Source organism: uncultured Xylophilus sp. (assembly GCA_913776965.1).
GTDB lineage: Bacteria > Pseudomonadota > Gammaproteobacteria > Burkholderiales > Burkholderiaceae_C > Xylophilus.
In genome coordinates this window covers 1-24,228 of the sequence record CAJYQL010000097.1, presented here as the reverse complement: position 1 = coordinate 24,228, position 24,228 = coordinate 1, and the positions used below count along the sequence as shown (strand labels likewise).

Here is a 24,228-nt window from a genome sequence, read left to right as displayed (position 1 = left end):
CGTCAGGCTTTCGCGGCGCGCTGCGCGGCCGAGTAGTCGAGGCTGGCCGACGCCAGGATGCGCAGGCACAGGTCCTCGTAGGAGATGCCGGCGGCGCGGGCCGACATCGGCACCAGCGAATGCGAGGTCATGCCCGGCGAGGTATTCATCTCGATCAGGAATGGCCGGCGGTCGCTCGCACGCACCATGAAGTCGGCACGGCTCCAGCCGCGGCAGCCGAGCGCGCGGTAGGCGGCCAGCGCCAGGCGCTGCAGTTCGGCTTCCTCCGCCGCTGGCAGGCCGCTCGGGCAGTCGTAGCGCACGTCGTCGGTGAAGTACTTGTTCTGGTAGTCGTACAGGCCGCCGGGCGCCACGATGCGCACCACCGGCAGCGCGCGGGCGTCGGCACCGGTGCCGAGCACCGGGCAGGTGTATTCCTCGCCGTCGATGAATTCCTCGCACAGCACGTCCGGGTCGTAGCGGCCGGCCAGCGCGACCGCATCGCCGAGCGCACCGGCCTCACGCACCTTGCTCACGCCGATGGAAGAACCCTCGCGCGGCGGCTTGACGATCAGCGGCAGGCCGAGCACGTCCGGTACCGCCTGCAATTGCGCCGCATCCTGCTGGCCGGCGGCCAGGCGGACGTAGCGCGGCACCGGCAGGCCGTCGGCCAGCCACAGGCGCTTGGTCATGACCTTGTCCACCGCGATCGCCGACGGCAGCACGCCCGGGCCGGTGTAGGGGATGCCGAGCAGTTCGAGCGTGCCCTGCACCGTGCCGTCCTCGCCGAAGCGGCCGTGCAGGGCGATGAAGCAGCGTTCGAAGCCCTCGGCCTTCAACAACGACAAATCGCGCTCGGCGGGATCGAAGGCGTGGGCGTCGACGCCGCGCGCCCGCAGCGCCTCCAGCACGCCGCCGCCCGACATCAGCGACACCTGCCGCTCGGCCGACGCGCCGCCCATCAGCACCGCGACCTTGCCGAACGACCGCGATTCTTGACCAAAAACGCTCATTGCGCCCGTCCCTGCTTCATATCCTGCTCTTTATTTCGTAGCAATTCCACGACCTGACCCGGCACCGCGCCGATGGAGCCCGCGCCCATGCAGATCACCACGTCGCCGTCGCGCGCGCGTTCGACGATGGCCTGCGGCATCGCGGCGACGGCATCGACGAACACCGGCTCGACCCGGCCGGCCAGGCGCAGTGCCCGCACCAGGGTGCGGCCGTCGGCGGCGGCGATCGGCGCCTCGCCGGCGGCATAGACCTCGGCCAGCAGCACCGCGTCGGCGTACTGGCCGATGACCTTCACGAAGTCCTCGAAGCAGTCGCGGGTGCGGGTGTAGCGGTGGGGCTGGAAGGCCAGCACCAGCCGGCGGTCCGGAAAGGCGCCGCGCGCGGCCGACAGGGTGGCGGCCATCTCCACCGGGTGGTGGCCGTAGTCGTCGATCAGGGTGAACGTCCCGCCGCCGGCTGCGGGCAGTTCGCCGTAGCGCTGGAAACGGCGGCCCACGCCGTGGAAGCCGGCGAGCGCCTTCTGCACCGCCGCGTCGGGAATGTCGAGCCGTCCGGCGATCGCGATCGCCGACAGCGCATTCAGCACATTGTGCTCGCCCGGCAGGTTGAGCACGATGTCCAGGTCGGGCAGCGCCTCGCCGGTGCGCCGCTGCACGGTGAACCGCATGCGGCCGGCATCGGGCCGCACGTCCACCGCCCGGACCTGCGCGTCCTCGGAGAAGCCGTAGCTGGTCACCGGGCAGGTCACCTGCGGCGCGATCTCGCGCACCGCCGGGTCGTCGATGCACAGCACTGCCGCGCCGTAGAACGGCATGCGGTGCAGGAAATCGACGAAGGCACCCTTCAGCCGGCCGAAGTCGTGGCCGTAGGTTTCCATGTGGTCGGCGTCGATGTTGGTGACGACCGCCATCACCGGCAGCAGGTTGAGGAAGGAGGCGTCGGATTCGTCGGCCTCCACCACGATGTAGTCGCCCTGCCCCAGCCGTGCGTTGGCACCGGCGCTGTTGAGCTTGCCGCCGATCACGAAGGTCGGGTCGAGCCCGGCCTCGGCGAGCACGCTGGTGACGAGGCTGGTGGTGGTGGTCTTGCCGTGGGTGCCGGCGATGGCGATGCCCTGCTTGAGCCGCATCAGCTCGGCGAGCATCACGGCGCGCGGCACCACCGGGATCTTGCGGGCGCGTGCGGCGACGACCTCGGGGTTGCTGGCCTGCACTGCGGTCGAGGTGACGACCGCGTCGGCCGCGCCCAGATGGGCCGCGTCGTGGCCGACGCAGGTCCGGATGCCGAGCGCCCGCAGCCGCTGCAGCGTGGCGCCGTCCGACAGGTCGGAGCCCGAGACGGTGTAACCCAGGTTGGACAGCACCTCGGCGATGCCGCTCATGCCGGCACCGCCGATGCCGACGAAATGGATATGGCGGATGGCGTGCTTCACGTCGTCAGTTCCTGGCAGGCGGCCACGATCGCGCCGACCGCATCGGTCTTGGCCAAGGCCCGGGCGCGCTCGGCGCGGGTGCGGAGTTCGTCGCGGGTCAGGCCGCGCAGCAGGTCGGCCAGGCCCTGCGGGGTGAGGTCGCGCTGCTGCACCAGCCAGGCCGCACCGGCATCGGCCAGGAAGCGGGCGTTGGCGGTCTGGTGGTCGTCCACCGCATGCGGGAACGGCACGAACAGCGCGGCCGCGCCGACGGCGGCGATCTCGGTGACGGTGCTGGCGCCGGCCCGGCCGACCACGATGTCGGCGTCGGCGAAGGCGCGGGCGGTGTCGTCGATGAAGGGGGTGAGTTCGGCCGCCACGCCGGCGCGGGCGTAGTGGGCCCGCAGCGCATCGATCTGCTTTTCGCCGCTCTGGTGCAGGACCTGCGGCCGCTGTGCCTCAGGCAGCAGCGCCAGGGCCTGCGGCACCACCTCGTTGAGCGCCGCGGCGCCCAGGCTGCCGCCGACCACCAGCAGCCGCAGCGGGCCGCTGCGGCCGGCAAAGCGCTCGGCCGGCGCCGGCTGCTGCGTGAACGCGGCGCGCAGCGGGTTGCCGATCCACTCGCCGGTCTTCAGCACGCCGGGGAAAGCGGTGTAGGTCCGGTCGGCGACCAGTGCCAGGATGCGGTTGACCAGGCCGGCGACGGAGTTCTGCTCGTGCACCACCAGCGGCTTCCAGCTCAGCACGGCCATCAGGCCGGCGGGGAACGCGATGTAGCCGCCCAGACCGATGGCGACGTCGGGCTTCACCCGGCGCACCAGCGCCAGGCTCTGCCAGAAGGCGCGCAGCAGCCGCAACGGCAGCAGCGCGAGCGTGACCGGCCCCTTGCCGCGCACGCCGCCGAAGGCGACCGGCTCGAACGCGAAGCCGCGCGGCGGCACCAGGCGCGCCTCCATGCTGGGCGCGGGCGCGCCGACCCAGTGCACCTGCCAGCCCTCCGCACGCAGTGCCTCGGCGACCGCGATGCCCGGGAAGATGTGGCCGCCGGTGCCGCCGGCCATGACGAGTGCGGTCTTCGCCATCAGACCCGCCCCCCGCGCATCAACACTCTGTTCTCGTAGTCGATCCGCAGCACTATCGCCACCGCCACCAGGTTCATCAGGATCGCCGAGCCGCCGTAGCTCATGAACGGCAGCGTCAGGCCCTTCGTCGGTAGCGCGCCCAGGTTCACGCCCATGTTGATGAACGCCTGGAAACCCACCCAGATGCCGATGCCCTGTGCCACCAGCCCGGCGAACACCCGGTCGAGCGCGATGGCCTGGCGCCCGATGTGCATGATGCGGCGGGTCATCCAGAGGAACAGGCCGATCACGCAGACCACGCCGACCAGGCCGAATTCCTCGCCGATCACCGCCAGCAGGAAGTCGGTGTGCGCCTCGGGCAGCCAGTGCAGCTTCTCGACACTGCCGCCGAGCCCGACGCCGAAGACCTCGCCGCGGCCGATCGCGATCAGCGAATGCGACAGCTGGTAGCCCTTGCCTAGCGCATGCGCCTCGCTGAACGGGTCGAGGTAGGCGAAGATCCGCTCGCGCCGCCAGGGGCTCGCCATCACCATCGTGGCGAAGGCGACCAGCAGGACCGCCGCGATCAGGAAGAACATGCGGGCATTCACGCCGCCGAGGAACAGGATGCCCATCGCCACGATGGCGATGACCATGAAGGCGCCCATGTCGGGCTCGGCCAGCAGCAGCACGCCGACGATCGCGACGGCCAGGCCCATCGGCAGCACCGCACGGAAGAAGCGCTCCTTGACCTCCATCTTCCGCACCATGTAGTCGGCCGCATACAGCACGATCGCCAGCTTGGCGAGTTCCGACGGCTGGAAGTTCATGATGCCCAGCGGCAGCCAGCGGCGCGCGCCGTTGACGCTGCGGCCGACGTGCGGCACCAGCACCAGCACCAGTAGCAGCAGCGACAGGATGAAGAGCCAGGGCGCCGCCCGCTCCCAGGTGCGCACCGGAATCTGGAACGCCAGCACCGCCGCCACGAAGCCGAGCAGCAGGCCCACCACGTGGCGCGTCAGGAAATAGGTCTGGCTGTAGCCGAGCCGGCCGAAGCGCGGGTTGTCCGGCATCGCGATCGAGGCGGAATAGACCATCACCAGGCCCCAGGCCAGCAGCGCGACCGTGACCCAGAGCAGCGCTTGGTCGAAGCCCAGCAGCCGCGCCGGGGCGGTCTGGGTGCGGGCATATTCCGACGAGCCGATGCGCACCGGCAGGGCGTCGCCCGCCGCCTGCGACAGGCTGCCGAACCAGCCGGCGATGCGGCCGCCGAGGCCGCGGGATTCGGGGACCGCGCTCATGCCGTACCTCCGGCCAGTGCATCGTCGGCCATCGCGGCGACGGTGTCGCAGAAGACCCGTGCCCGGTGCTCGTAGCCGGTGAACATGTCGAAGCTCGCGCAGGCGGGCGACAGCAGCACTGCGTCGCCGGCGTGCGCGCGGCGGCGGGCGGCCTCCACCGCGTCGGGCAGCGTCGCCGCGTCGTCCATCGGCACGCCGGTGCCGTCGAGCGCCGCGCGCAGCAGCGGCGCGTCGCGGCCGATCAGCACCACCGCACGGGCGTACAGCGCGACCGGCGAGGCCAGCGGCGCGAAGTCCTGGCCCTTGCCGTCGCCGCCGAGGATCGCCACGATGCGGCGCTCGGCGCCCAGGCCCTGCAGCGCGGCGACGGTGGCGCCGACGTTGGTGCCCTTGCTGTCGTCGAAGTACTCGACGCCGTCGATCACCGCGACCGGTTCCACCCGGTGCGGCTCGCCGCGGTACTCGCGCAGGCCGTAGAGCATCGGCGCCAGCGGGCACCCGGCGGCCTGCGCCAGCGCTAAGGCCGCCAGCGCGTTGACCGCGTTGTGCCGGCCGCGGATGCGCAGCGCGTCGGCCGGCATCAGGCGCTGGATGTGCAGTTCGTCGGCCGCATCGCCGCCGCGTCGCCGCTTGCGGGTCTCGTCGGCCTCCTGGGCGCGCACCAGCCAGGCCATGCCGTTGACCGATTCGATGCCGAAGTCGCCCGGGCGCTGCGGCATGTCGCCACCGAAGGTGATGTGCGGCCGCTCCTGCGGTGCCCGCAGCTTGGCCTTGACCGGCGGCGGCAGCATGCGCATCACCGCCGGGTCCTCGCGGTTGAGCACCATCAAGCCGTGCGCGCCGAAGATGCGGGCCTTGGCCGCGCCGTAGGCGGCCATGTCGCCGTGCCAGTCCAGATGGTCCTGGGTCAGGTTGAGCACCGTCGCGGCGGTGGGTTCGAAGCCCTGCACGCCGTCGAGCTGGAAGCTCGACAGCTCGAGCACCCAGACCTGCGGCAGCGTGCCGGCATCGAGGTGCGCCGCCAGCGTGTCGAGCAGCGTCGGGCCGATGTTGCCGGCCACGGCGACCGTCTTGCCGGCGCGTTCGACCAGCTGGCCGGTGAGCGAGGTGACGGTTGTCTTGCCGTTGGTGCCGGTGATCGCCAGCACTGCCGGCCGGTAGCCGGGCGCGGGCGCCTGCGGCGGTTCCAGTGCGGCGGGGGCGTCGGCCGGGTCCGTGTCCGTTTCAGTGTCCGTTTCCGTATCTGCATGCACGGCATCGGCATCAGCGACGGCGTCAACGTCGGCTGCGGGCAGCGGCGCGTCCATGATGGCATCCGCCGAAACCGACGCGGCCTCCGACACCGCATCGGTGTCGTTCTCTGCATCGGCCGACGGCCGATCCGCCTCGCGCAGATCGGCCAGCGCCCGGGCGAACAGGTCCAGTTCGCCGCCGACCGGCAGGCCCACCGCACGCGCGGCCTCCAGCACCGGCGCGGTGGCGGGGGGCGACAGGCCGGGCGAGACATACACCGCCCGCATCGCAGCGCCCTGCACCAGCGCGTCGGAGAACGGACCGGGGACGAACACCGCATCCGGCACCTCGGCCTGCAGCGCGGCCCGCTGGGGCGGCGCCTCGCGGGTATCGGCCACGGTCACCCGTGCGCCGTGGCGGGCGCACCAGCGCGCCATGGCCAGGCCGGAGGCGCCCAGGCCGAGCACCAGAACGGGAAGATCCTGCAGATGCTTCATGCGGTGCTCAGCGCAGCTTCAGGGTCGACAGCCCGACCAGGCACAGCAGCATGGTGATGATCCAGAAACGCACGACCACCTGCGTCTCCTTCCAGCCGGCTTTTTCGAAATGGTGGTGCAGCGGCGCCATCAGCAGCAGCCGCCGGCCGGTGCCGTAGCGCTTGCGGGTGTACTTGAACCAGGTCACCTGCAGCATCACCGACACCGCTTCGGCGACGAAGATGCCGCCCATGATCGCGAGCACGATCTCCTGGCGCACGATCACCGCGATGGTGCCGAGCGCCGCGCCCAGCGCCAGTGCACCGACGTCGCCCATGAAGACCTGCGCCGGATGGGTGTTGAACCAGAGGAACGCCAGGCCGGCGCCCGCCATCGCGGCGCAGAACACCAGCAGTTCGCCCGCCCCTGGAATGGTCGGCAGCAGCAGGTAGCGGGAGAAGGTCGCGCTACCGGTCACGTAGGCGAAGATGCCCAGCGCCGAGCCGACCATCACCACCGGCATGATCGCCAGCCCGTCGAGGCCGTCGGTCATGTTGACCGCATTGCTCGAACCGACGATCACCAGGTAGGTCAGCACCACGAAGCCGATCACGCCGAGCGGATAGCTCACTTCCTTGAAGAACGGCAGCAGCAGGCCGGCCTTGGGCGGCAGGTTCACGTCGAAACCGGAGCGCACCCAGGTGACGAACAGCTCGATCACCCGCCAGTTGGAGTTCTCGGAAATGCTGAAGACCAGGTAGAGCGCCGCGATCAGGCCGATCAGCGACTGCCACATGTATTTCTCGCGCGAGCGCATGCCCTCCGGGTCCTTGTGGACCACCTTGCGCCAGTCGTCGGCCCAGCCGATCGCGCCGAAGCCGCCGGTGACGACCATGACGATCCAGACGAAGCGGTTGCTCAGGTCGGACCAGAGCAGCGTGGAGATCGCGATGGCCAGCAGGATCAGCACCCCGCCCATGGTGGGCGTGCCGCTCTTGACCAGATGGGTCTGCATGCCGTAGCCGCGCACCGGCTGGCCGATCTTCAGCGCGGTCAGCCGGCGGATCACGAACGGGCCGGCCGCCAGTCCAATCAGCAGCGCGGTCATGGCGGCCATCACGGCGCGGAAGGTTAGGTACTGGAACAGCCGCAGCGTCCCGAAATCGGGCGACAGCGTCTGCAGCCACTGGGCCAGGCTCAGCAGCATGCGGCAGCTCCGAAAAACGAGAGGGAAACAGGAAACATCGCGTCGTTTACTCCGGCGAATCGGGGGTGGTGGCGGATGGAGCGGCGGCGCGGCTTTCGATGCCCTGCACCGCGCGCTCCATCTGCATGAAGCGCGATCCCTTGACCAGCACGCTGGCCACCTGCGGGATGGCGCCGGCGACCGCCGCGTCCAGCGCGGCGAAGGTGTCGAAATGGACCGCGGCGCCGTCGTCGCCGCCGAAGCCCTGCACCGCGGACGCGCAGAGCGGGCCGAAGGCGAACAGCCGGTCGATGCCGCGCTGGCGCGCATAGGCGCCGGCCTCGACATGGAACGCCGGACCCTGCTCGCCCACCTCGCCCATGTCGCCCAGCACCAGCAGGCGCGGGCCGGGCAGGTCGGCGAGCACGTCGATCGCGGCGCGGACCGAGTCGGGGTTGGCGTTGTAGGTATCGTCCACCAGGGTCAGGCTGCGGCCTTCGACCGTCAGCCGTGCCGCGCGCGAACGGCCCTTGACCGGCGCGAAGGCGTCGAGGCCGGCGGCGACGGCGGCCAGCGGCGTACCGGCGGCCAGCGCGCAGGCGGCCGCGGCCAGCGCGTTGCGCAGGTTGTGGCGGCCTGCGACCGCGAGGCGGAACGCGAGCGGGCCGGCGGGCGTGTGCGCCTCGACCGACCAGGCGTCGCCCTCCCAGACGGCGTCGCGCAGCCACAGGTCGGCGGTGCCGTCCTCGGCGAAGGTCAGGCAGCGCCGCTGGGCGGCCAGGGTGCGCCAGACCGGCGCGAAGGCGTCGTCGGCGGGAAACACCGCGATGCCCTCGTTCGGCAGGGCGGTCAGCACCGCGCCGTTCTCCAGCGCGACCGCCTCGACGGTGTGCATGAATTCCTGGTGCTCGCGCTGCGCGTTGTTGACCAGGGCGACGGTCGGGCGGGCGATATGGGCCAGCACCGCGATCTCGCCCGGATGGTTCATGCCCAGCTCGACCACGCCCGCCCGGTGCGCCGCGCGCAGCCGCAGCAGCGTGAGCGGCACCCCGACGTCGTTGTTGAAATTGCCCTGCGTGGCGAAGGCGGCATCGCCGTGCGCGGCGCGCAGGATGGAGGCGACCATCTGGGTGACCGTGGTCTTGCCGTTGCTGCCGGTGACTGCCACCAGCGGCAGGTCGAACTGCATGCGCCAGCCCGCGGCCAATGCGGCCAGCGCGGCGCGGCTGTCCGGCACCTGGATGCCCTGCAGGCCGGCGGCTTCCAGGCCGCCGTGGGCGATCGCGGCCACGGCGCCGCTGGCATGCGCTTCGGCCAGGAAGTCGTTGGCATCGAAGCGCTCGCCGCGCAGCGCGACGAACAGGTCGCCGGGCTGCAGGGTGCGGGTGTCGGTGTGCACCCGGGCGATCGGCAGCGCGCCATTGCCGACGAGGCGCATGCCGCCGGTCCAGGCGAAAGCCTGCTCCAGGGTCATCATCTGGGCGGGTGGCGTCATCGCGCGGTCTCCTGTGCGGCGTCGTGCCGTGCCGCCGTGCCGGACCGGTAGGCTGCGAGGGCCCGTTCGGCCTCCGCACGGTCCGAGAACGGGCGCCGCACGCCGGCGATCTCCTGGTAGTCCTCGTGGCCCTTGCCGGCGAGCAGCACCACGTCGTGCGGACCGGCCGCGGCGATCGCGGCGGCGATGGCGCGCGCGCGGTCGGGCTCCTGCTGCGTCGGGTGACCGGGCGGCAGTCCGGCCGCCGCCTGCGCCAGGATCGCCAGAGGGTCCTCGCGGCGCGGGTTGTCGCTGGTCAGCCAGACTTTGTCGGCGCCGGCGGCCGCCGCAGCGGCCATGCGCGGGCGCTTGCTGCCGTCGCGGTCGCCGCCGCAGCCAAACACGCAGACCAGGGCGCCGCCGCGCTCGTCGGCCAGCGGCCGCAGCGCGGCGAGCGCCTGCGCGATCGCGTCGGGGGTGTGGGCATAGTCCACCGCGACCAGCGGCGCGCCGTCGCGCACCACGCATTCCATCCGGCCCGGAACCGCACCCAGCCCGTGGCAGGCCGCGACCGCCGCGGCGAGCGGCACGCCCAGCGCCCGCAGCGTGCCGACCACGCCGAGCAGGTTGTAGAGGTTGTAGTGGCCGATCGCGCGGGTGGCGAGCGGCTGGTGATCCTCACCCTCCACCACCACGCAGCGCAGGCCGTCGCTGCCGTAGCCGATGGCCTCGGCGCGCAGCCGTGCGGTGTCGGCGCCCGCGCCACCGCAGGAGAAGGTCCAGAGGTCGAGCGGCCGGGCTGCCAGTGTGCGGGCCAGGTCGGCGCCGGCTGCGTCGTCGGCGTTGACCACCGCCGCCTGCAGGCCCTGCCAGTCGAACAGCCCGGCCTTGGCCTGCCAGTAGGCCTCCATCGTGCCGTGGTAGTCGAGGTGGTCCTGGGTGAAATTGGTGAAGATGCCGACGCGGATGCGGCAGCCGTCGAGCCGGCGCTCGGCGATGCCGATGGACGAGGCCTCGATCGCGCAGGCGCCAGCGCCGGCATCGACGAAACCGCGCAGCACCCGCTGCAGCAGCACCGGGTCGGGAGTGGTCAGGCCGTTGTAGTCGACCTGCGGCGGGATTCCGGTGCCCAAAGTGCCTACCAGCGCACACCGGGTCTGCGCAGCGTGCTCTACTTTCGATAGCGCCTGCGCCAGCCACCAGGTGGTGGTGGTCTTGCCGTTGGTACCGGTGACCGCGAGCAGGTCGAGCCGGTCGGACGGCCGGCCGAACCAATCGGCCGCGATCGGGCCGGTCGCGGCCTTCAGGCCCGCCAGCGCGGCGACGTCGCCGGTGCCGACATCGAAGGCGTCGGCGCCGTCGTGCTCCACCAGGCAGGCCGCCGCGCCCTGCGCGAAGGCGGCCCGCACATGGGCCCGGCCGTCGGTCGCGGCGCCGGGCCAGGCGATGAAGCCGTCGCCCGGGCCGACGCGGCGGCTGTCGGTCTGCAGCGTACCGGTCACGCGCGCGCGCAGCCAGGCCACGGCGTCGCCGGCGCCGTCGAGCGGCGGGAGCGCGGGGGCGGCCATCAGAAGGATTCCTCGACCTCTTGGGCGACGATCTGCGGCTTGACCGCCATGTCGGGCGGCACGCCCAGCATGCGCAGCGTCTGCTGCACCACCTCGCCGAACACCGGACCGGCGACCGTGCCGCCGTAGTAGGAGCCGGCGTTGGGCTCGTCCACCATCACCGCGACGATGATGCGCGGCTTCTCGATCGGGGCCATGCCGGTGAACCAGGAGCGGTACTTGCCCGCCGCATAGCCCTTGCCCGCCTGCTTGCGCGCGGTGCCCGACTTGCCGCCGATGGAATAGCCGACCGTCTGCGCCTTCTGCCCGGTGCCGCCCGGTCCGGCGGCGAGCCAGAGCATGTGCCGAACCGAGGCCGCGTTCTGCGCCGTGAACACCTGCGTGCCGACGGCCGGCTGGTCGCTCTTCAGGATGGTGGCCGGGATGATCTGGCCGTCGTGGGCGAAGGCGGTGTACGAGCGCGCCATCTGGAACAGGCTCGCCGACAGGCCGTAGCCGTACGACATCGTCGCCTGCTCGATCGGCTTCCAGGTCTTCCAGGGCCGTAGTCGGCCGCTGACCGTGCCGGGGAAGGCGATCTGCGGCTTCTGCCCGAAGCCGAGTGCCGAGAAGCTGTCCCACATCTCGTGCGGCGTCATCTTCTGCGCGACCTTGGTGGCACCGACGTTGCTCGACTTCTGGATCACGCCCTCGACCGTCTGCATACCGTAGTTGTGCGTGTCGGTGATGGTCGAGCCGGTCACCGTCAACCGGCCGGGCGAGGTGTCGATCAGCGTCTGCGGCTTGACCCGGCCCAGCTCCATCGCGGTCGCGATGGTGATCGGCTTCATCGTCGAGCCGGGCTCGAAGGTGTCTGTGAGCGCACGGTTGCGCAGCTGTTCGCCGGTCAGGTTCTGCCGCTTGTCGGGCACGTAGCTCGGGTAGTTGGCGAGTGCCAGGATCTCGCCGGTCACGGTGTCGAGCACCACCACGCTGCCGGCCTTGGCCTTCTGCGCGATCACCTGGTCGCGCAGCTTCTGGTACGCGAAGAACTGGACCTTGCTGTCGATCGACAGCTGGATGTCCTTGCCGTCGACCGGCGGGACCGTCTCGCCCACGCCCTCCACGATACGGCCGAGCCGGTCCTTGATCACGCGCCGCGAGCCGGCCTTGCCGCCGAGCTCCTGGTTGAAGGCGAGCTCGATGCCCTCCTGGCCGCGGTCCTCGACGTTGGTGAAGCCGACGATGTGCGCCGCCGACTCCCCCTCGGGATACTGGCGCTTGTATTCCTTGCGCTGGTAGATGCCCTTGATGTCGAGCGCGGCGATCTGCTTGGCGATCGGCTCGTCGACCTGGCGCTGGATCCAGACGAAGGTCTTGTCCTCGTCGGCGAGCTTCTTGTCGAGCGCGGCCGGCGTCATCTCCAGCAGGCGCGCGACCTGTTTCAGCTTGGCCCGCACCGCCGGATCGTCGCGGTCCACGTCCTCGGGGATCGCCCAGATGCTGGGGGCGATCACGCTGGACGCCAGCAGCAGCCCGTTGCGGTCCAGGATGCGGCCGCGGTTGGCCGGCAGTTCGAGCGTGCGGGCGAAGCGCACCTCGCCCTGGCGCTGGTAGAAGTCGTTGCCGATCACCTGCACGTAGGCCGCGCGGCCGGCCAGCCCGACGAAGCCGAGCGCGATCGCCGCGACGATGAACTTGCTGCGCCAGACCGGCGTCTTGCTCGCGAGCAGCGGGCTGGTGGTGTACTGAACGCTGCGGCTGCGGCTCATGGACGGCCCCCTTCCTGCGGCGCGACCGCGGTGGTCGCGGCGCCGTCGGGCATCGCGACGTACTGGGTGATGGCCGGGGTAGCGGCCTTCATCTGGAGCTTGTCGCGGGCGAGCTTCTCGACCCGCAGCGGGGTCGCCTGGCCGCGCTTTTCCACCTGCAGCCGGTCGTGCTCCACATCGAGCCGGTGCGCCTCGGCCGTCGCCTTCTCCAGGGCGGTGAAGAGACGGCGCGATTCGTACTGGGTGTGCACCAGGTAGAAGGCGCTCGCCAGCACCGCGATCAGCAGCACGATGGACAGCCGTGTCATGTGCGGGCCTCTCGCGTCGCGGCGCTCATGCGCGCACCTCGGTGCGCTCTGCGATGCGCAGGATGGCGCTGCGGGCGCGCGGGTTGGCCGCGACCTCGGCTGCGCCCGGCTTGATCCGCTCCAGCGCGCGCAGCCGCATCGGCTGCGGTGCGGCGAACGGCGCCCGGCGGTCGTAGACCTCCTTGGAGTGCTGCGCGATGAAGGTCTTGACGATCCGGTCTTCCAGCGAATGGAAGCTGATCACCGCCAGCCGCCCGCCCGGTGCGAGCACCGACAGGCTCGCCGTCAGGGCCTGTTGCAGCTCTTCAAGCTCGGCGTTGATGAAAATCCGAAAAGCCTGAAATGTGCGCGTTGCAGGGTTCTGGCCCGGCTCGCGGGTTTTGACCGTGCCAGCCACGAGTTCGGCCAGTTCGGCGGTGGTTGAAAGAGGGCCCCTTTCCTGTCGGCGAGCTGCAATCGCCTTTGCAATGGGGCCAGCAAACCGTTCTTCGCCGTAGTCACGTATCACCTCTGCGATCTGCTGGACCCCGGCGGTGGCCAGCCATTGGGCCACGCTCTCGCCGCGCGTGGTGTCCATGCGCATGTCGAGCGGGCCGTCGAAACGAAAAGAAAAACCCCGTGCGGGGTTGTCGATCTGGGGGGAGCTGATGCCGAGGTCCATCAGGACCCCGGCAGCGCTGCCCGGAGGCAGCTCCCCCAGGTGGCGGAAACCCTGGTGCCGGATGGAGAAGCGGGCATCCCGCAGCTCCCCCGCCGCCGCTATGGCATCCGGATCCTTGTCGAAGGCGGTCAGGCGGCCGGCAGCGGACAGCCGCGCCAGGATCGCCCGCGAATGTCCGCCCCGGCCGAAGGTGGCGTCCACGTAGTGGCCGTCGGCATCGTGCACCAGCCCGTCGACCGCCTCGTCGAGCAGCACCGTGGTATGGCCGAACACGGCCGGCTCCGCGGCGCTCAAAACGAGAACTCCTTGAAGACGTCGGGCATCTCGCCCTGCATGGCTTCGGCTTCCTGCCGGTCGTAGGTCGCCTTGTCCCAGAGCTCGAAATGGTTGCCCATGCCGAGCAGGACGGCGTCCTTCTCGATGCCGGCGGCGGCGCGCAGTTCGGGCGACACCAGCACCCGGCCGGTGCCGTCCATCTCCACGTCCATCGCATTGCCGAGAAAGATCCGCTTCCACCACTGAGCGGACATCGGCAGCGCGGCGATGCGCTCGCGGAACTTCTCCCATTCGGGGCGGGGAAACACCATCAGGCAGCCGTGCGGATGCTTGGTGATGGTGAGCTGCCCGGCCGCCGTCGCGCCCAGGACGTCGCGGTGACGCGTCGGGACGGACAGCCGCCCCTTGGCATCGAGACTCAGCGACGAGGCCCCTTGGAACACGACGGATAACCCCCGGAATCGAAATCAGTGCTTGTTGGCGGTGCAGGCGGAAAAGGCGTTCGAGGGCACTTTTTCCCACCTAATTGCACTTTTTTGCACTGTAGCAGGAAAAAAAGGCGCCGCATGCGGCGCCTCACCAACTTTGACTTTGAAATCAAAGACTTAGGGCAATTTCATCAGGTCGTAACCGTCGGAAAAACGTTCCGGATGAAGTACTTAGACGGGTCTGTCAAAGTGAAGGTTGAGCGTGCGGCGGGCGTCGTACGGCCGCCGCACCGGCGATCCGGGCACCCCGGCTCAGAGGATGTAACGCGACAGGTCCTCGTCGCGGCTCAGTTCGGCCAGCCGGGCGTCCACATAGGCCGCATCGACCGTCACCGTCTGGCCCGCGAGCTTGGCTGCATCGAAGCTCACCTCGTCGAGCAGCCGCTCCATGACGGTCGCCAGCCGCCGGGCGCCGATGTTCTCGGTGGACTCGTTCACGTCGTGGGCGATACGGGCCAGCCGGGTGATGCCGTCGGACGCAAAGTCCACCGTCACGCCCTCGGTCGCCAGCAGCGCCTGGTACTGCTTGACCAGCGACGCATGGGTCTGCGTCAGGATCGCCTCGAAGTCCTCCACCGACAGCGACTGCAGCTCGACCCGGATCGGGAAGCGGCCCTGCAGTTCCGGGATCAGGTCGCTCGGCTTGCTCAGGTGAAAGGCGCCGGAGGCGACGAACAGCATGTGGTCGGTCTTGACCATGCCGTACTTGGTCGAGACAGTCGTGCCCTCCACCAGCGGCAGCAGGTCGCGCTGCACGCCCTGGCGCGAGATCTCGCCGCCACTGCCGCCGCCTTCGCCACTGCGGCCGGTGACCTTGTCGATCTCGTCGATGAAGACGATGCCGTTCTGCTCGGCGTTGGCGACCGCGCGGGCGCGCGACTCCTCCTCGTTGACCAGCTTGGCGGCTTCCTCGTCGGCCAGCAGGCGCAGCGCTTCGGCAATGCGCAGCTTGCGGGTGTGGCGCTTGCCGCCGCCGAGCTGGCCGAACATGCCGCGCAACTGCTCGGTCATCTCCTCCATGCCGGCGGGGCCCATGATCTCCACCGATTTCGGCGGCTGGGCCAGGTCGATCTCGATCTCCTTGTCGTCGAGCTGGCCCTCGCGCAGCTTCTTGCGAAAGGCCTGGCGCGCGGGGCCGTCCGGCGCAGGTGCCGCGGCGGCGACCGATTCGGCGGCGCTGCCGGTGGGTCGGGCGGGCGGCAGCAGCACGTCGAGGATGCGGTCCTCCGCGGCGTCCTCGGCGCGCAGCCGGTGCTTCTTCATCTCGGCCTCGCGGGTTTGCTTGACCGCCACCTCGACCAGATCGCGCACGATCGAGTCCACGTCCTTGCCGACGTAGCCGACCTCGGTGAACTTGGTCGCCTCGACCTTGATGAACGGCGCATCGGCCAGCCGGGCCAGCCGGCGCGCGATCTCGGTCTTGCCGACGCCGGTCGGGCCGATCATCAGGATGTTCTTCGGCGTGATCTCGTGGCGCAGCTTCTCGTCGACCTGCTGGCGCCGCCAGCGGTTGCGCAGCGCGATGGCGACCGCCCGCTTGGCCTGCTGCTGGCCGACGATGTGGCGGTCGAGTTCGGAGACGATCTCCTGCGGGGTCATCGAAAAGGACATGGCAGATCCGAAAAAAGAGGTTTGCTACGGAAACGATAGCTGCACGCGCAGCCCGGATAAGCGCTGGAGCCCCAAAAGCACCTGATCTCCCGGAACCACCGCGGATCCGGCTCCGCCGGTCCGCCGGTGGTGCCCCCTGCAAGGGGGTGGGCGGAGCGCGCCAGCGCGCAGCCTGGGGTCAGTCGAGGCGTTCTATCGTGTGGTTCATGTTGGTGTAGATGCACAGCGAGCCGGCGATCTCCAGCGACTTCTTCACGATGTCGGCCGGCGCCAGGTCGGTGTGGTCCAGCAGCGCCTTCGCCGCCGAATGCGCGTAGGCGCCACCCGAGCCGATCGCGACGATGCCCTGCTCCGGCTCCAGCACGTCGCCGTTGCCGGTGATGATCAGCGAGGCGGTGCGGTCGGCCACCGCGAGCATCGCCTCCAGCCGGCGCAGCACCCGGTCGGTGCGCCATTCCTTGGTCAGCTCGATCGCGGCGCGGGTCAGCTGCCCCTGGTGCTTCTCCAGCTTGGCCTCGAAGCGCTCGAACAGCGTGAACGCGTCGGCCGTGGCGCCGGCGAAACCGGCCAGCACCCGGTCGTGGTGAAGCTTGCGCACCTTGCGGGCGGTGCCCTTGACGACGATGTTGCCGAGGGTCACCTGGCCGTCGCCGCCGATCGCCACCTGCACCCCCTGGGGCGTGGTGCGACGGACGCTGAGGATGGTGGTGCCGTGGAAGACGGGAGATTCGCGGGACTGTTCCATAGCCGCCGCAGATGGGGGCCGGAAGCGCTTCTTCAACCGCGCAGGGTCAGTCCTCGCGGGCCAGTACCAGGGCGCATTCGCCGATGCCCACCACGTTGAAGAAGGCGGCGACCAGGCGGTGGAGCCGCTCGAAACGCACCGGGCGGCCGTCCGCCTCCCAGGTGCTCGCCCAGCCGAGCAGCGTGCCGGCGGCGGCGAAATCGACCCGCACCAGCGCCTCGCAGTCCAGCACCAGCGGCGCAGCGGGCGGCAGTTGCGCGATCGCCCGGTCGATCCGGGCCAGCACGTCCGCCATCTCGGCCCCGGCGATCACACCGGCGAGCTGCAACGGCCGGCCTTCCATCGGCGGCGCATCCACCGCGAAGCCGCCGGCGCGCGGATCGGCACCGGCCCGTGCGGCCGCCTGCACCGCGGCCGAGGGCTCCGGCGCCATGCCGGCCGCGACGGCACGGCAGTCGCAGGCCACCGCATGCCAGGACGGCGGCGAGACCTCGTAGGTGATGCAGTAGTCGAGCGCCACGGCATCGAAGGTCTCCGGCTCGCCCAGCAGGCGCAGCGCCTCCATCCGCAGCGTCCAGAGGGCCGGATCGACCTGCGGATCGCCGGGCGGCGTGGCGGCCTGCAGCACGGCGAGCAGCGTGTCGGCCGCGACGAAACGCAGCGCGATCGGCTGCACGCTCCAGCGGGCCAGCAGCGCCTGCAAGGGCAGCGCGGCCCCGGGCGCGATGGCGACCAGCCCGGACCAGTCGAGCCACCAGACGGCCGACGGCGCGGCGGTAGCGCGCTCCAGCGGCACCAGCGCCTCGGCGCCCAGCGCCGTCGGGCAGCGCCAGTGGTGGTCCTCCTGTGCGCCCTGCGGCACCGGCGCTGCGGCGGGCAGTGCGATCGCCGCACCGGGCTCCATCAGCGCGAACCAGGCCGGCGGCGAACGGCCGAAGCGTTCGGCGAAAGCGATGGCAGCGGCCTCGAAACGGTCGGGCCGGCCGCTGGCGCGGTAGAGGTCGAACAGCGCCAGCCAGACGCCTTCCTGGTCGTCGGCACCGCCGTCGATCAGGCCGCAGAGCGACTGTTCGGCGGCCTCGGCCTCGGCATTGGCGAACTGGATCGCAGCCTCTTCCATCGTCGGCGGATGCACGAAGCCGCGCAGCCGGTCGTCGGCGCCGTCCGGCGGCAGGGTCGGCTCGCTGCCGGTGAGCGTGGTGGCCGCATCGGGCAGTTCCAGGTCGAGGACGGTTTCCGCGACGTGCGCCGGCGGCGCCGGCACTTCCTCGTAGGCGGTGGGTGCGAAGCTCGGCGCCGGATCGTGGAAGGCAGTCGTCGGCGGTGCCGGCACGGACGCCGGGCCGGCCGGCGGCAGGGGCTTGTCCGGCGATGGGTCGGGCAGGGGCGGCAGGACCGACGGCGGCGACGGGCGCGGCGCCAGGGCCGCACGTTCGGTGCGCCGCGTGGGGCGGTTCTTCCACCACTGCTGCGACATCTGCTCCTCGATCTCGTCGATCTTCTGGAGCGTCAGGGCGCGGTTGCCGCTGCGGGTGCTGAAGCCGCTGTCGAACAGCGACAGCCGGGTCTCGCCTTCGCCCGGGGCCGCGACGCCGGCACCGCTGCGCCGGATGCGCCGGAGCTGGTCGAACTCGCGGCGGCGGACGAAGTCATTGCGCCGGCGGCGCTCCATCAGCTCGCGCAGCAGCTGGCGGCCGTGGGTGGAATCGGGCGGCGGCTCGGTCGGCAGGTCGGCGTCGGGGTCGGCCAGCGGATTGCGCACGAAGCGCACCATCCTGCCGAACAGTCCGCGGGCGTCGTCCTTGCCGTTCATGGATGCAGGAAACGTCGGCTGCGAAGGCTGCTGCGGTTGCCTGCGCCGAGGCTCAGTCCCCGAACATCTTCTGCTTGAGCTCGCGGCGCTGCTGGGCCTCGAGCGACAGCGTGGCGGTGGGCCGCGCCAGCAGACGGCCGACGCCGATCGGCTCGCCGGTCTCGTCGCAGTAGCCGTAGTCGCCGGCATCGATGCGGGCGATCGACTGCTCGATCTTCTTCAGCAGCTTGCGTTCGCGGTCGCGGGTGCGCAGCTCCAGGGCGTGCTCTTCCTCGATCGTGGCGCGGTCGGCCGGATCGGGCACCACTACCGTGTCCTCGCGCAGGTGCTCGGTCGTCTCTCCGGCGTTGTTGAGCATGTCCTGCTTCAGCTGGACCAGCTTGCGGCGGAAGAAGGCGACCTGCTTCTCGTTCATGTACTCGCCGTCGGGCATCGCCATGACTTCGGCATCGGTCAGTTCCTCGGCCGACTTGGTCTTCCAGTTCTGCGCCAGCTTCGGGTCCTTCTTGGCCGGCGTGTAGACCACCGGCGCGGGCGCGGGTGCATTGGGGCGGGTGGAGAAACTGGCCTTGGCGGCGGTGGAGGCGACCGCGGACGAGGCCATCGACGGCACGGTCAGCTGGGTCAGGCGCGAGGACGGGCGGGTGCTGCGCACGATCTCGGACGTGCCTCCGGCGTTCTCGGCGGCCGGCGCTGCGGCCTTGGCTGCAGCAGGTTCAACGGCGGGCGCGGCGCTCTTGGCGGGGGTCTTGCTCGGCTGGGCTTTCACGCTCTGGCTCCTCGGCGAAATGGGTGTTGGTTCCGGGGCCCGGACTTGGTCGGGGCGCGATTGTATAGGCAGGGTCGGCACGAAAACGCGGTCATGCGAGGCACTGTTCCAGGCCCTGCAGCAGGATGTCGCGGGGCAGGTCGATGCCGATGAAGACCATCTTGCTGGTGCGCGTCTCGCCCTCGGCCCACGCGGGTCCGAGGTCGCTGCCCATCAGCTGGTGCACGCCCTGGAAGATCACCTTGCGGTCGGTGCCGGTCATGTGCAGCACGCCCTTGTAGCGCAGCATGCGCGGGCCGTAGATGTTGACGATCGCGCCCAGGAAGTCCTCGAGCTTGGCCGGGTCGAACGGACGGTCCGACTTGAAGGCGAAGCTCTTCACGTCGTCGTCGTGCGCATGGTGGTGGCCGTGGCCGTGGTCGTGCTTGTGCGACGGATGGTCGCAGTGCTCGCCATGCGCATGGTCGTGGTCGTGGTGGTCGTGGCCGTCGTCCTTCAGGAAGTCCGGGTCGATGTCGAGCTTCGCGTTCAGGTTGAAGCCGCGCAGATCGAACACGTCGGCGATCGGCACCTCGCCGAAATGCACCGCCTTGACCGGCGCCCGCGGGTTCATGTGCTTCAGGCGGTGGATCAGGGCATCGGTCGCGTCCTGCGCGACCAGGTCGGTCTTGCTCAGGAACAGCTGGTCGGCGAAGCCGACCTGGCGGCGCGCCTCCTGGCGGTCGTCGAGCTGCTGCCCGGCATGCTTGGCATCGACCAGGGTCAGGATCGAGTCGAGCAGGTAGCTCTCGGCAATCTCCTCGTCCATGAAGAAGGTCTGCGCGACCGGGCCGGGGTCGGCGAGGCCGGTGGTCTCGATCACCACGCGGTCGAAGTCGAGCAGGCCCTTACGCTTCTTCGCGGCCAGCAGCTGCAGGGCCTCGCGCAAGTCCTCGCGGATCGTGCAGCAGACGCAGCCGTTGCTCATCTGGACGATCTGTTCCTTCGACTCGGTGACGAGGATGTCGTTGTCGATGTTCTCTTCGCCGAACTCGTTCTCGATGACGGCGATCTTCTGCCCGTGGTTCTCCGACAGGATGCGCTTGAGCAGCGTCGTCTTGCCGGAGCCGAGGAAGCCGGTGAGGATGGTGGCGGGGATCAGGGCCATGGCGGGACGTGGCCGGCGCAGCGGCCGGCGGGGAAAGCAACGCGGCAGTGTAGCGACGGCCGGGCCGTGTCAGCGTCGGACGACAACCAATCCTTTGAGATAGTCGCCTTCGGGGAAGGCGAGCGTCATCGGATGGTCGGGCGCGCCCATCAGCCGCTCGGCGATGAAGCCGTCCACCCCGGCGTCGGCACCGGCCGAGGCGACGATCTTGTGGAACAGCTCCGGCGGGATGCCGCCCGAGCAGGAATAGGTGAACAGCACGCCGCCCGGCTCCAGCAGCCCGAGCGCGATCCGGTTGATGTCCTTGTAGGCGCGGGCGGCGCGGTCCGCATGGGCGGCGGTCGGTGCGAGCTTGGGCGGGTCGAGCACAATCGCGTCGAAGCGCCGGCCCTCCTGCGCGAAGCGGCGCAGCGAGGCATTCACGTCGGCATCGAGGAACTCCGCCCGGGCCGCGTCGAAGCCGTTGAGCGCGACGTGCGCCGCCGCACGGGCCAGCGCCGGTGCCGACGAATCGATCGAGGTGACATGCCCGGCCCCGCCGGCCAGCGCCGCGATGGTGAAGCCGCCGGTGTAGCAGTAGCAGTTGAGCACCCGCTGGAAGCCGCGTCGGCGGGTGGTCTCGTAGAAGCGGTGGCGGCTGTCGCGCTGGTCCAGGTAGAAGCCGGTCTTGTGCCCTTCGGCCACGTCGAGCGTCAGCTGCCAGCCGTGCTCGCGGATCGTCAGTTCGGTCGGCGCCGCCGGGTCGCCGCGCAGCCAGCCGGTGGCGGCGGGCAGGCCTTCGAGTGCCCGGACGCTGGCGTCCGACCGCTCGTAGAGCTGGCGGCAGCCGGTGATGCGCACCAGCGCGTCGGCGATCGCACCCTTCCAGCGTTCGGCGCCGGCCGAGCCGAACTGCGCGACCAGCACGTCGCCGTAGCGATCCACCACCAGGCCCGGCAGGCCATCGGATTCGCCGTGGACCAGCCGCAGGCCGTCGCTCCGGATGTCGAACCAGGCGCGGGCGGCGATGGCGCGCTCCAGCGTCGCCTGGAAGAAGGCGGCGTCGATGCGCTGCGCCTCGTCGAAGCTCCAGGCGCGGGCGCGGATGCGCGAGCTCGGGCTGAACGCGGCCCAGGCGAGGAAGCGGCCGTCGTGCGATTCGACCCGCACCGTCTCGCCACTGTCGGCGCCGCCCTTGGCGATGGCCGATTCGAAGATCCAGGGATGGCGGCGCAGGAGCGAGCGCTCCTTGCCTTCGCGCAGACGCAGGGTTTTCATGGCAGAACGGGCAATATGAGAAGGAAAAGTGCCTTTTGCGCAGGCATCACCTGCGCAGCGCGCTATTTTTTCGATAGCTTGACGCCCGCCCGCGGATGGGCGGCGTCGTAGATGCGTGCCAAGTGCTGGAAGTCGAGCCGGGTGTAGACCTGTGTGGCGGCGATGCTGGCGTGGCCGAGCAGTTCCTGGACCGCCCGCAGGTCGCCGCTGGACTGCAGCAGATGGCTCGCATAGGAGTGGCGCAGCATGTGCGGATGCACCGGCGTCGCCAGGCCGGCGGCGGCGCTGCGGCCGCGCAGCCGTTGCCAGACCGCCTGCGGCGTGAGCCGGGTGCCGCGCCGGCCGGGGAACAGCGCCGGCTGGTCGGCGGCGTCGGCCGGCAGGCCGGAGGCGCGCACCGGCAGCCAGAGCGCGACCGCCTCCGCCGCCTTGCCGGCGATCGGCACCGCGCGCCACTTGCGGCCTTTGCCGCGGACGTGCGCCATGCCGTCGGCCAGGTCGATCCAGCCCCGGCCGGCGGCTTGGGCGGCGGCCGAGGCGGTCGCGTCCAGCGCGACCAACTCGCCTACCCGCAGGCCGCAGCCGTAGAACAGCTCGACGATGGTGGCGTCGCGCAGGTCGAGCCAGGCGTCCTGCTCGTCCTCGCCGGCGGGCGCGGAGAAATCGGCGAGCTGCATCGCCTCGTCCACCGGCAGCGCCTTCGGCAGCGGCTTGGGCGCCTTCGGCGCGCGCACGGTCTGCACCGGGTTCTGGGCGATCAGGCCCTCCCGCCCCAGCCAGGTGTAGAAGCTGCGCCAGCCCGACAGGATCAGCGCGATGCCGCGGGCGCTGCGGCCCGATGCATGCATCTGCGCGACGAAGCGGCGGATGTGGGCCTGGGTGGCGGCGGCGGGCGCGATGCCGGCGGCGGCGCAGGCGGCGGCGAGCTTTTCCAGGTCGAGGGTGTAGAGCGTCGTGGTGCGGTCGGCCAGGCGCTTCTCGTAGCGCACATGGTCGAGGTAGCGGACGACCAGCGGATCGACCGGCGCGGGCGCGGGCGCTGCAACGGGCGAAGAGACCGACGGAGAAGTGGACGCAGAGACGGGCCGGGAGGCCGCCGGTGTCGCGTCGTCCGTCGGCCGCATGCCGCTCAGCCCTGCAGCCGGGTCAGCGCGGCGCTGGCCAGGGCGGCCATGCGCTGCAGGAAGTCGGTGCCCATGGTGGTGTCGAAGCGCCCGGCCTCGCCCGAGGCGAGCACCAGCAGGCCGAACACCGCGCCGCCGCCGGCCGCGCCTGTCGACACCGGCGCACGCAGCGGCAGCAGCGCGAGCGACGCGGCCTCGGCCGGCCGGTCGAGCCACTGCACCGCCTCGAAACCGCGGTTCGGCCCGCAGTACGGCTCGCCGAGCGAGGCGGCGAAGGTCCGCAGGTCGGCGCCCACGTCCTGGGCGAACGGCGCGCCGGCATGGGCGGCCGCCACGTCCCAGACGCGGATCGCCGCCTGCGGCACCAGGAACTGCTCCTGCGCCTGCTCGACGATGCGGGCCGGCAGTGCAACGGCGTCGCGGGTGGCGACGAGTTCCAGCGCCCAGCGCTGGAAACGATCGGCGATCAGCGTGTTCTCGTGGCCGTGCCGGACCATCTCCATGATCCGGTGCTCCAGGCCCTTGATCTTCTCGCGCAGCATCGTGGCCTGGCGTTCCTGCAGGCTGACCGCGCGGCTGCCGTGCGGGCTGGTCAGCTGCACCTCGGCCAGCAGTTCGGCATGGCGCTCGAAGAAGTCGGGCGTGTTGGCCAGGAAGTGGGCGATGTCGTCCTCGGTGATCGGCGGGACGGCGGTGGCGGAATCGGAGGCGGGGGAGGAAGGAACGGTCATAGGGTCTCGGGAATGTCGATCTGGCCTTCGAAGACGGTGACGGCCGGGCCGGTCATCAGGACCGGTGCCGTGCCGCCCGCCCAGGCGATGGTGAGCCGGCCGCCGCGGGTCTCGACGTTCACGCGGTCGTCGAGCAGGCCGAGCCGGATGCCGGCGACCACCGCTGCGCAGGCGCCGGTGCCGCAGGCGAGCGTTTCGCCGGCGCCGCGCTCGTACACCCGCAGCCGCACCCGGCCGCGGTCGACGATCTGCAGGAAGCCGGCGTTGACCCGGTTCGGGAAGCGGGGATGGTGCTCGATCGACGGGCCCTGTTCGGCGACCGGCGCGGTGTCCACGTCGTCGACCAGCTGCACCGCGTGCGGATTGCCCATCGACAGGATTGCTACGGAAACGATAGCATCATCCGCCCGCGTACCGAGCGCGAGCGGCCATTTCTGCCACCCACCGTCGGCCTGGGGCGACAGGCCGGCATCGTCGAACGGCACCTGCTCCGGCGCGAACACCGGTGCGCCCATGTCGACCGTCACCCGGCCGTCGGCATCGAGCCGCGGCGCGATGGTGCCGGCCCGGGTGGCGACGCGGATCACCTCCTTCGCCGTCAGGCCGCGCTGGTGCACGTAGCGGGCGAAGCAGCGCGCGCCGTTGCCGCACTGCTCAACCTCGCCGCCGTCGGCGTTGTGGATGACGTATTCGAAGTCCACGTCGGGCGACGGCGGCGGCCGTACCGACAGCACCTGGTCGGCGCCGACGCCGAAATGGCGGTCGGCGAGGAAGCGGTACTGCGCGGCGGACAGGCCGAGCGGCCCCTGCGTCTCGTCGAGCACGACGAAGTCGTTGCCCGCGC

Annotated in this window: 21 protein-coding genes; all 21 read right to left on the bottom strand. The window is 70.9% G+C overall.

Features of this window, described 5'->3' with window-relative positions; genetic code table 11:
• Positions 1-2: 2 nt before the first annotated feature.
• Positions 3-992: a D-alanine--D-alanine ligase gene (locus tag QZ500_RS13875; RefSeq protein ID WP_295855991.1), complete on the bottom strand. Its 990-nt coding sequence runs from the start codon at positions 990-992 to the stop codon at positions 3-5.
• Positions 989-2,425 carry a UDP-N-acetylmuramate--L-alanine ligase gene (murC, locus tag QZ500_RS13870; protein WP_295855990.1) on the bottom strand — a complete coding sequence of 479 codons (1,437 nt, stop codon included), beginning with the start codon at positions 2,423-2,425 and terminating at the stop codon, positions 989-991. The genes QZ500_RS13875 and murC overlap by 4 nt, the downstream gene beginning before the upstream one ends.
• A complete protein-coding gene (gene murG / locus QZ500_RS13865) occupies positions 2,422-3,489 on the bottom strand; it encodes an undecaprenyldiphospho-muramoylpentapeptide beta-N-acetylglucosaminyltransferase (protein WP_295856017.1) in 1,068 nt (355 codons plus the stop codon). The genes murC and murG overlap by 4 nt, the downstream gene beginning before the upstream one ends.
• Positions 3,486-4,766: a putative lipid II flippase FtsW gene (ftsW, locus tag QZ500_RS13860; protein WP_295855989.1), complete on the bottom strand. Its 1,281-nt coding sequence runs from the start codon at positions 4,764-4,766 to the stop codon at positions 3,486-3,488. Before ftsW ends, murG begins: the two co-directional genes overlap by 4 nt.
• Positions 4,763-6,496: a UDP-N-acetylmuramoyl-L-alanine--D-glutamate ligase gene (gene murD, locus QZ500_RS13855; RefSeq protein WP_295855988.1), complete on the bottom strand. Its 1,734-nt coding sequence runs from the start codon at positions 6,494-6,496 to the stop codon at positions 4,763-4,765. The genes ftsW and murD overlap by 4 nt, the downstream gene beginning before the upstream one ends.
• Before the next feature lie 7 nt (positions 6,497-6,503).
• The gene (mraY, locus tag QZ500_RS13850) at positions 6,504-7,682 is read right to left on the bottom strand and encodes a phospho-N-acetylmuramoyl-pentapeptide-transferase (protein ID WP_295855987.1); all 1,179 of its coding nucleotides are present in this window, start codon (positions 7,680-7,682) and stop codon (positions 6,504-6,506) included.
• 46 nt (positions 7,683-7,728) lie between these two features.
• The gene (murF, locus tag QZ500_RS13845) at positions 7,729-9,156 is read right to left on the bottom strand and encodes a UDP-N-acetylmuramoyl-tripeptide--D-alanyl-D-alanine ligase (protein ID WP_295855986.1); all 1,428 of its coding nucleotides are present in this window, start codon (positions 9,154-9,156) and stop codon (positions 7,729-7,731) included.
• A complete protein-coding gene (locus QZ500_RS13840; RefSeq protein ID WP_295855985.1) occupies positions 9,153-10,703 on the bottom strand; it encodes a UDP-N-acetylmuramoyl-L-alanyl-D-glutamate--2,6-diaminopimelate ligase in 1,551 nt (516 codons plus the stop codon). The genes murF and QZ500_RS13840 overlap by 4 nt, the downstream gene beginning before the upstream one ends.
• Positions 10,703-12,454 carry a penicillin-binding protein 2 gene (locus QZ500_RS13835; RefSeq protein ID WP_295855984.1) on the bottom strand — a complete coding sequence of 584 codons (1,752 nt, stop codon included), beginning with the start codon at positions 12,452-12,454 and terminating at the stop codon, positions 10,703-10,705. Before QZ500_RS13835 ends, QZ500_RS13840 begins: the two co-directional genes overlap by 1 nt.
• A complete protein-coding gene (ftsL, locus tag QZ500_RS13830) occupies positions 12,451-12,762 on the bottom strand; it encodes a cell division protein FtsL (protein WP_295855983.1) in 312 nt (103 codons plus the stop codon). Before ftsL ends, QZ500_RS13835 begins: the two co-directional genes overlap by 4 nt.
• 25 nt (positions 12,763-12,787) lie before the next feature.
• Positions 12,788-13,696, bottom strand: a complete 909-nt coding sequence (gene rsmH, locus QZ500_RS13825; protein ID WP_295855982.1) for a 16S rRNA (cytosine(1402)-N(4))-methyltransferase RsmH — start codon at positions 13,694-13,696, stop codon at positions 12,788-12,790.
• A 17-nt stretch (positions 13,697-13,713) separates the two neighbouring features.
• Positions 13,714-14,142, bottom strand: coding sequence for a division/cell wall cluster transcriptional repressor MraZ (gene mraZ / locus QZ500_RS13820; RefSeq protein ID WP_295855981.1), 429 nt, complete (start codon positions 14,140-14,142; stop codon positions 13,714-13,716).
• Between the two features lie 297 nt (positions 14,143-14,439).
• A complete protein-coding gene (hslU, locus tag QZ500_RS13815; protein WP_295855980.1) occupies positions 14,440-15,798 on the bottom strand; it encodes an ATP-dependent protease ATPase subunit HslU in 1,359 nt (452 codons plus the stop codon).
• Between the two features lie 178 nt (positions 15,799-15,976).
• Entirely contained in the window at positions 15,977-16,543 is a 567-nt protein-coding gene (gene hslV / locus QZ500_RS13810; protein WP_295855979.1) for an ATP-dependent protease subunit HslV, read from the bottom strand.
• Positions 16,544-16,589: 46 nt separating this feature from the next.
• Positions 16,590-18,356, bottom strand: coding sequence for an STAS domain-containing protein (locus QZ500_RS13805; RefSeq protein ID WP_295855978.1), 1,767 nt, complete (start codon positions 18,354-18,356; stop codon positions 16,590-16,592).
• Between the two features lie 52 nt (positions 18,357-18,408).
• The gene (gene dksA / locus QZ500_RS13800) at positions 18,409-19,125 is read right to left on the bottom strand and encodes an RNA polymerase-binding protein DksA (RefSeq protein ID WP_295855977.1); all 717 of its coding nucleotides are present in this window, start codon (positions 19,123-19,125) and stop codon (positions 18,409-18,411) included.
• 91 nt (positions 19,126-19,216) lie between these two features.
• On the bottom strand, positions 19,217-20,272 hold the full coding sequence (locus QZ500_RS13795; RefSeq protein WP_295855976.1) for a GTP-binding protein: 1,056 nt from the start codon (positions 20,270-20,272) through the stop codon (positions 19,217-19,219).
• Positions 20,273-20,341: 69 nt separating this feature from the next.
• A complete protein-coding gene (locus QZ500_RS13790) occupies positions 20,342-21,529 on the bottom strand; it encodes a class I SAM-dependent methyltransferase (protein WP_295855975.1) in 1,188 nt (395 codons plus the stop codon).
• Positions 21,530-21,591: 62 nt separating this feature from the next.
• Complete coding sequence (locus QZ500_RS13785; RefSeq protein ID WP_295855974.1) at positions 21,592-22,653, bottom strand: tyrosine-type recombinase/integrase; 1,062 nt, start codon at positions 22,651-22,653, stop codon at positions 21,592-21,594.
• Positions 22,654-22,658: 5 nt separating this feature from the next.
• Entirely contained in the window at positions 22,659-23,384 is a 726-nt protein-coding gene (locus QZ500_RS13780) for a DUF484 family protein (protein ID WP_295855973.1), read from the bottom strand.
• Positions 23,381-24,228, bottom strand: an 848-nt coding sequence (gene dapF / locus QZ500_RS13775) for a diaminopimelate epimerase (RefSeq protein WP_295855972.1), incomplete at its 5' end; no start/stop codon positions are given. The genes QZ500_RS13780 and dapF, both read right to left, overlap by 4 nt.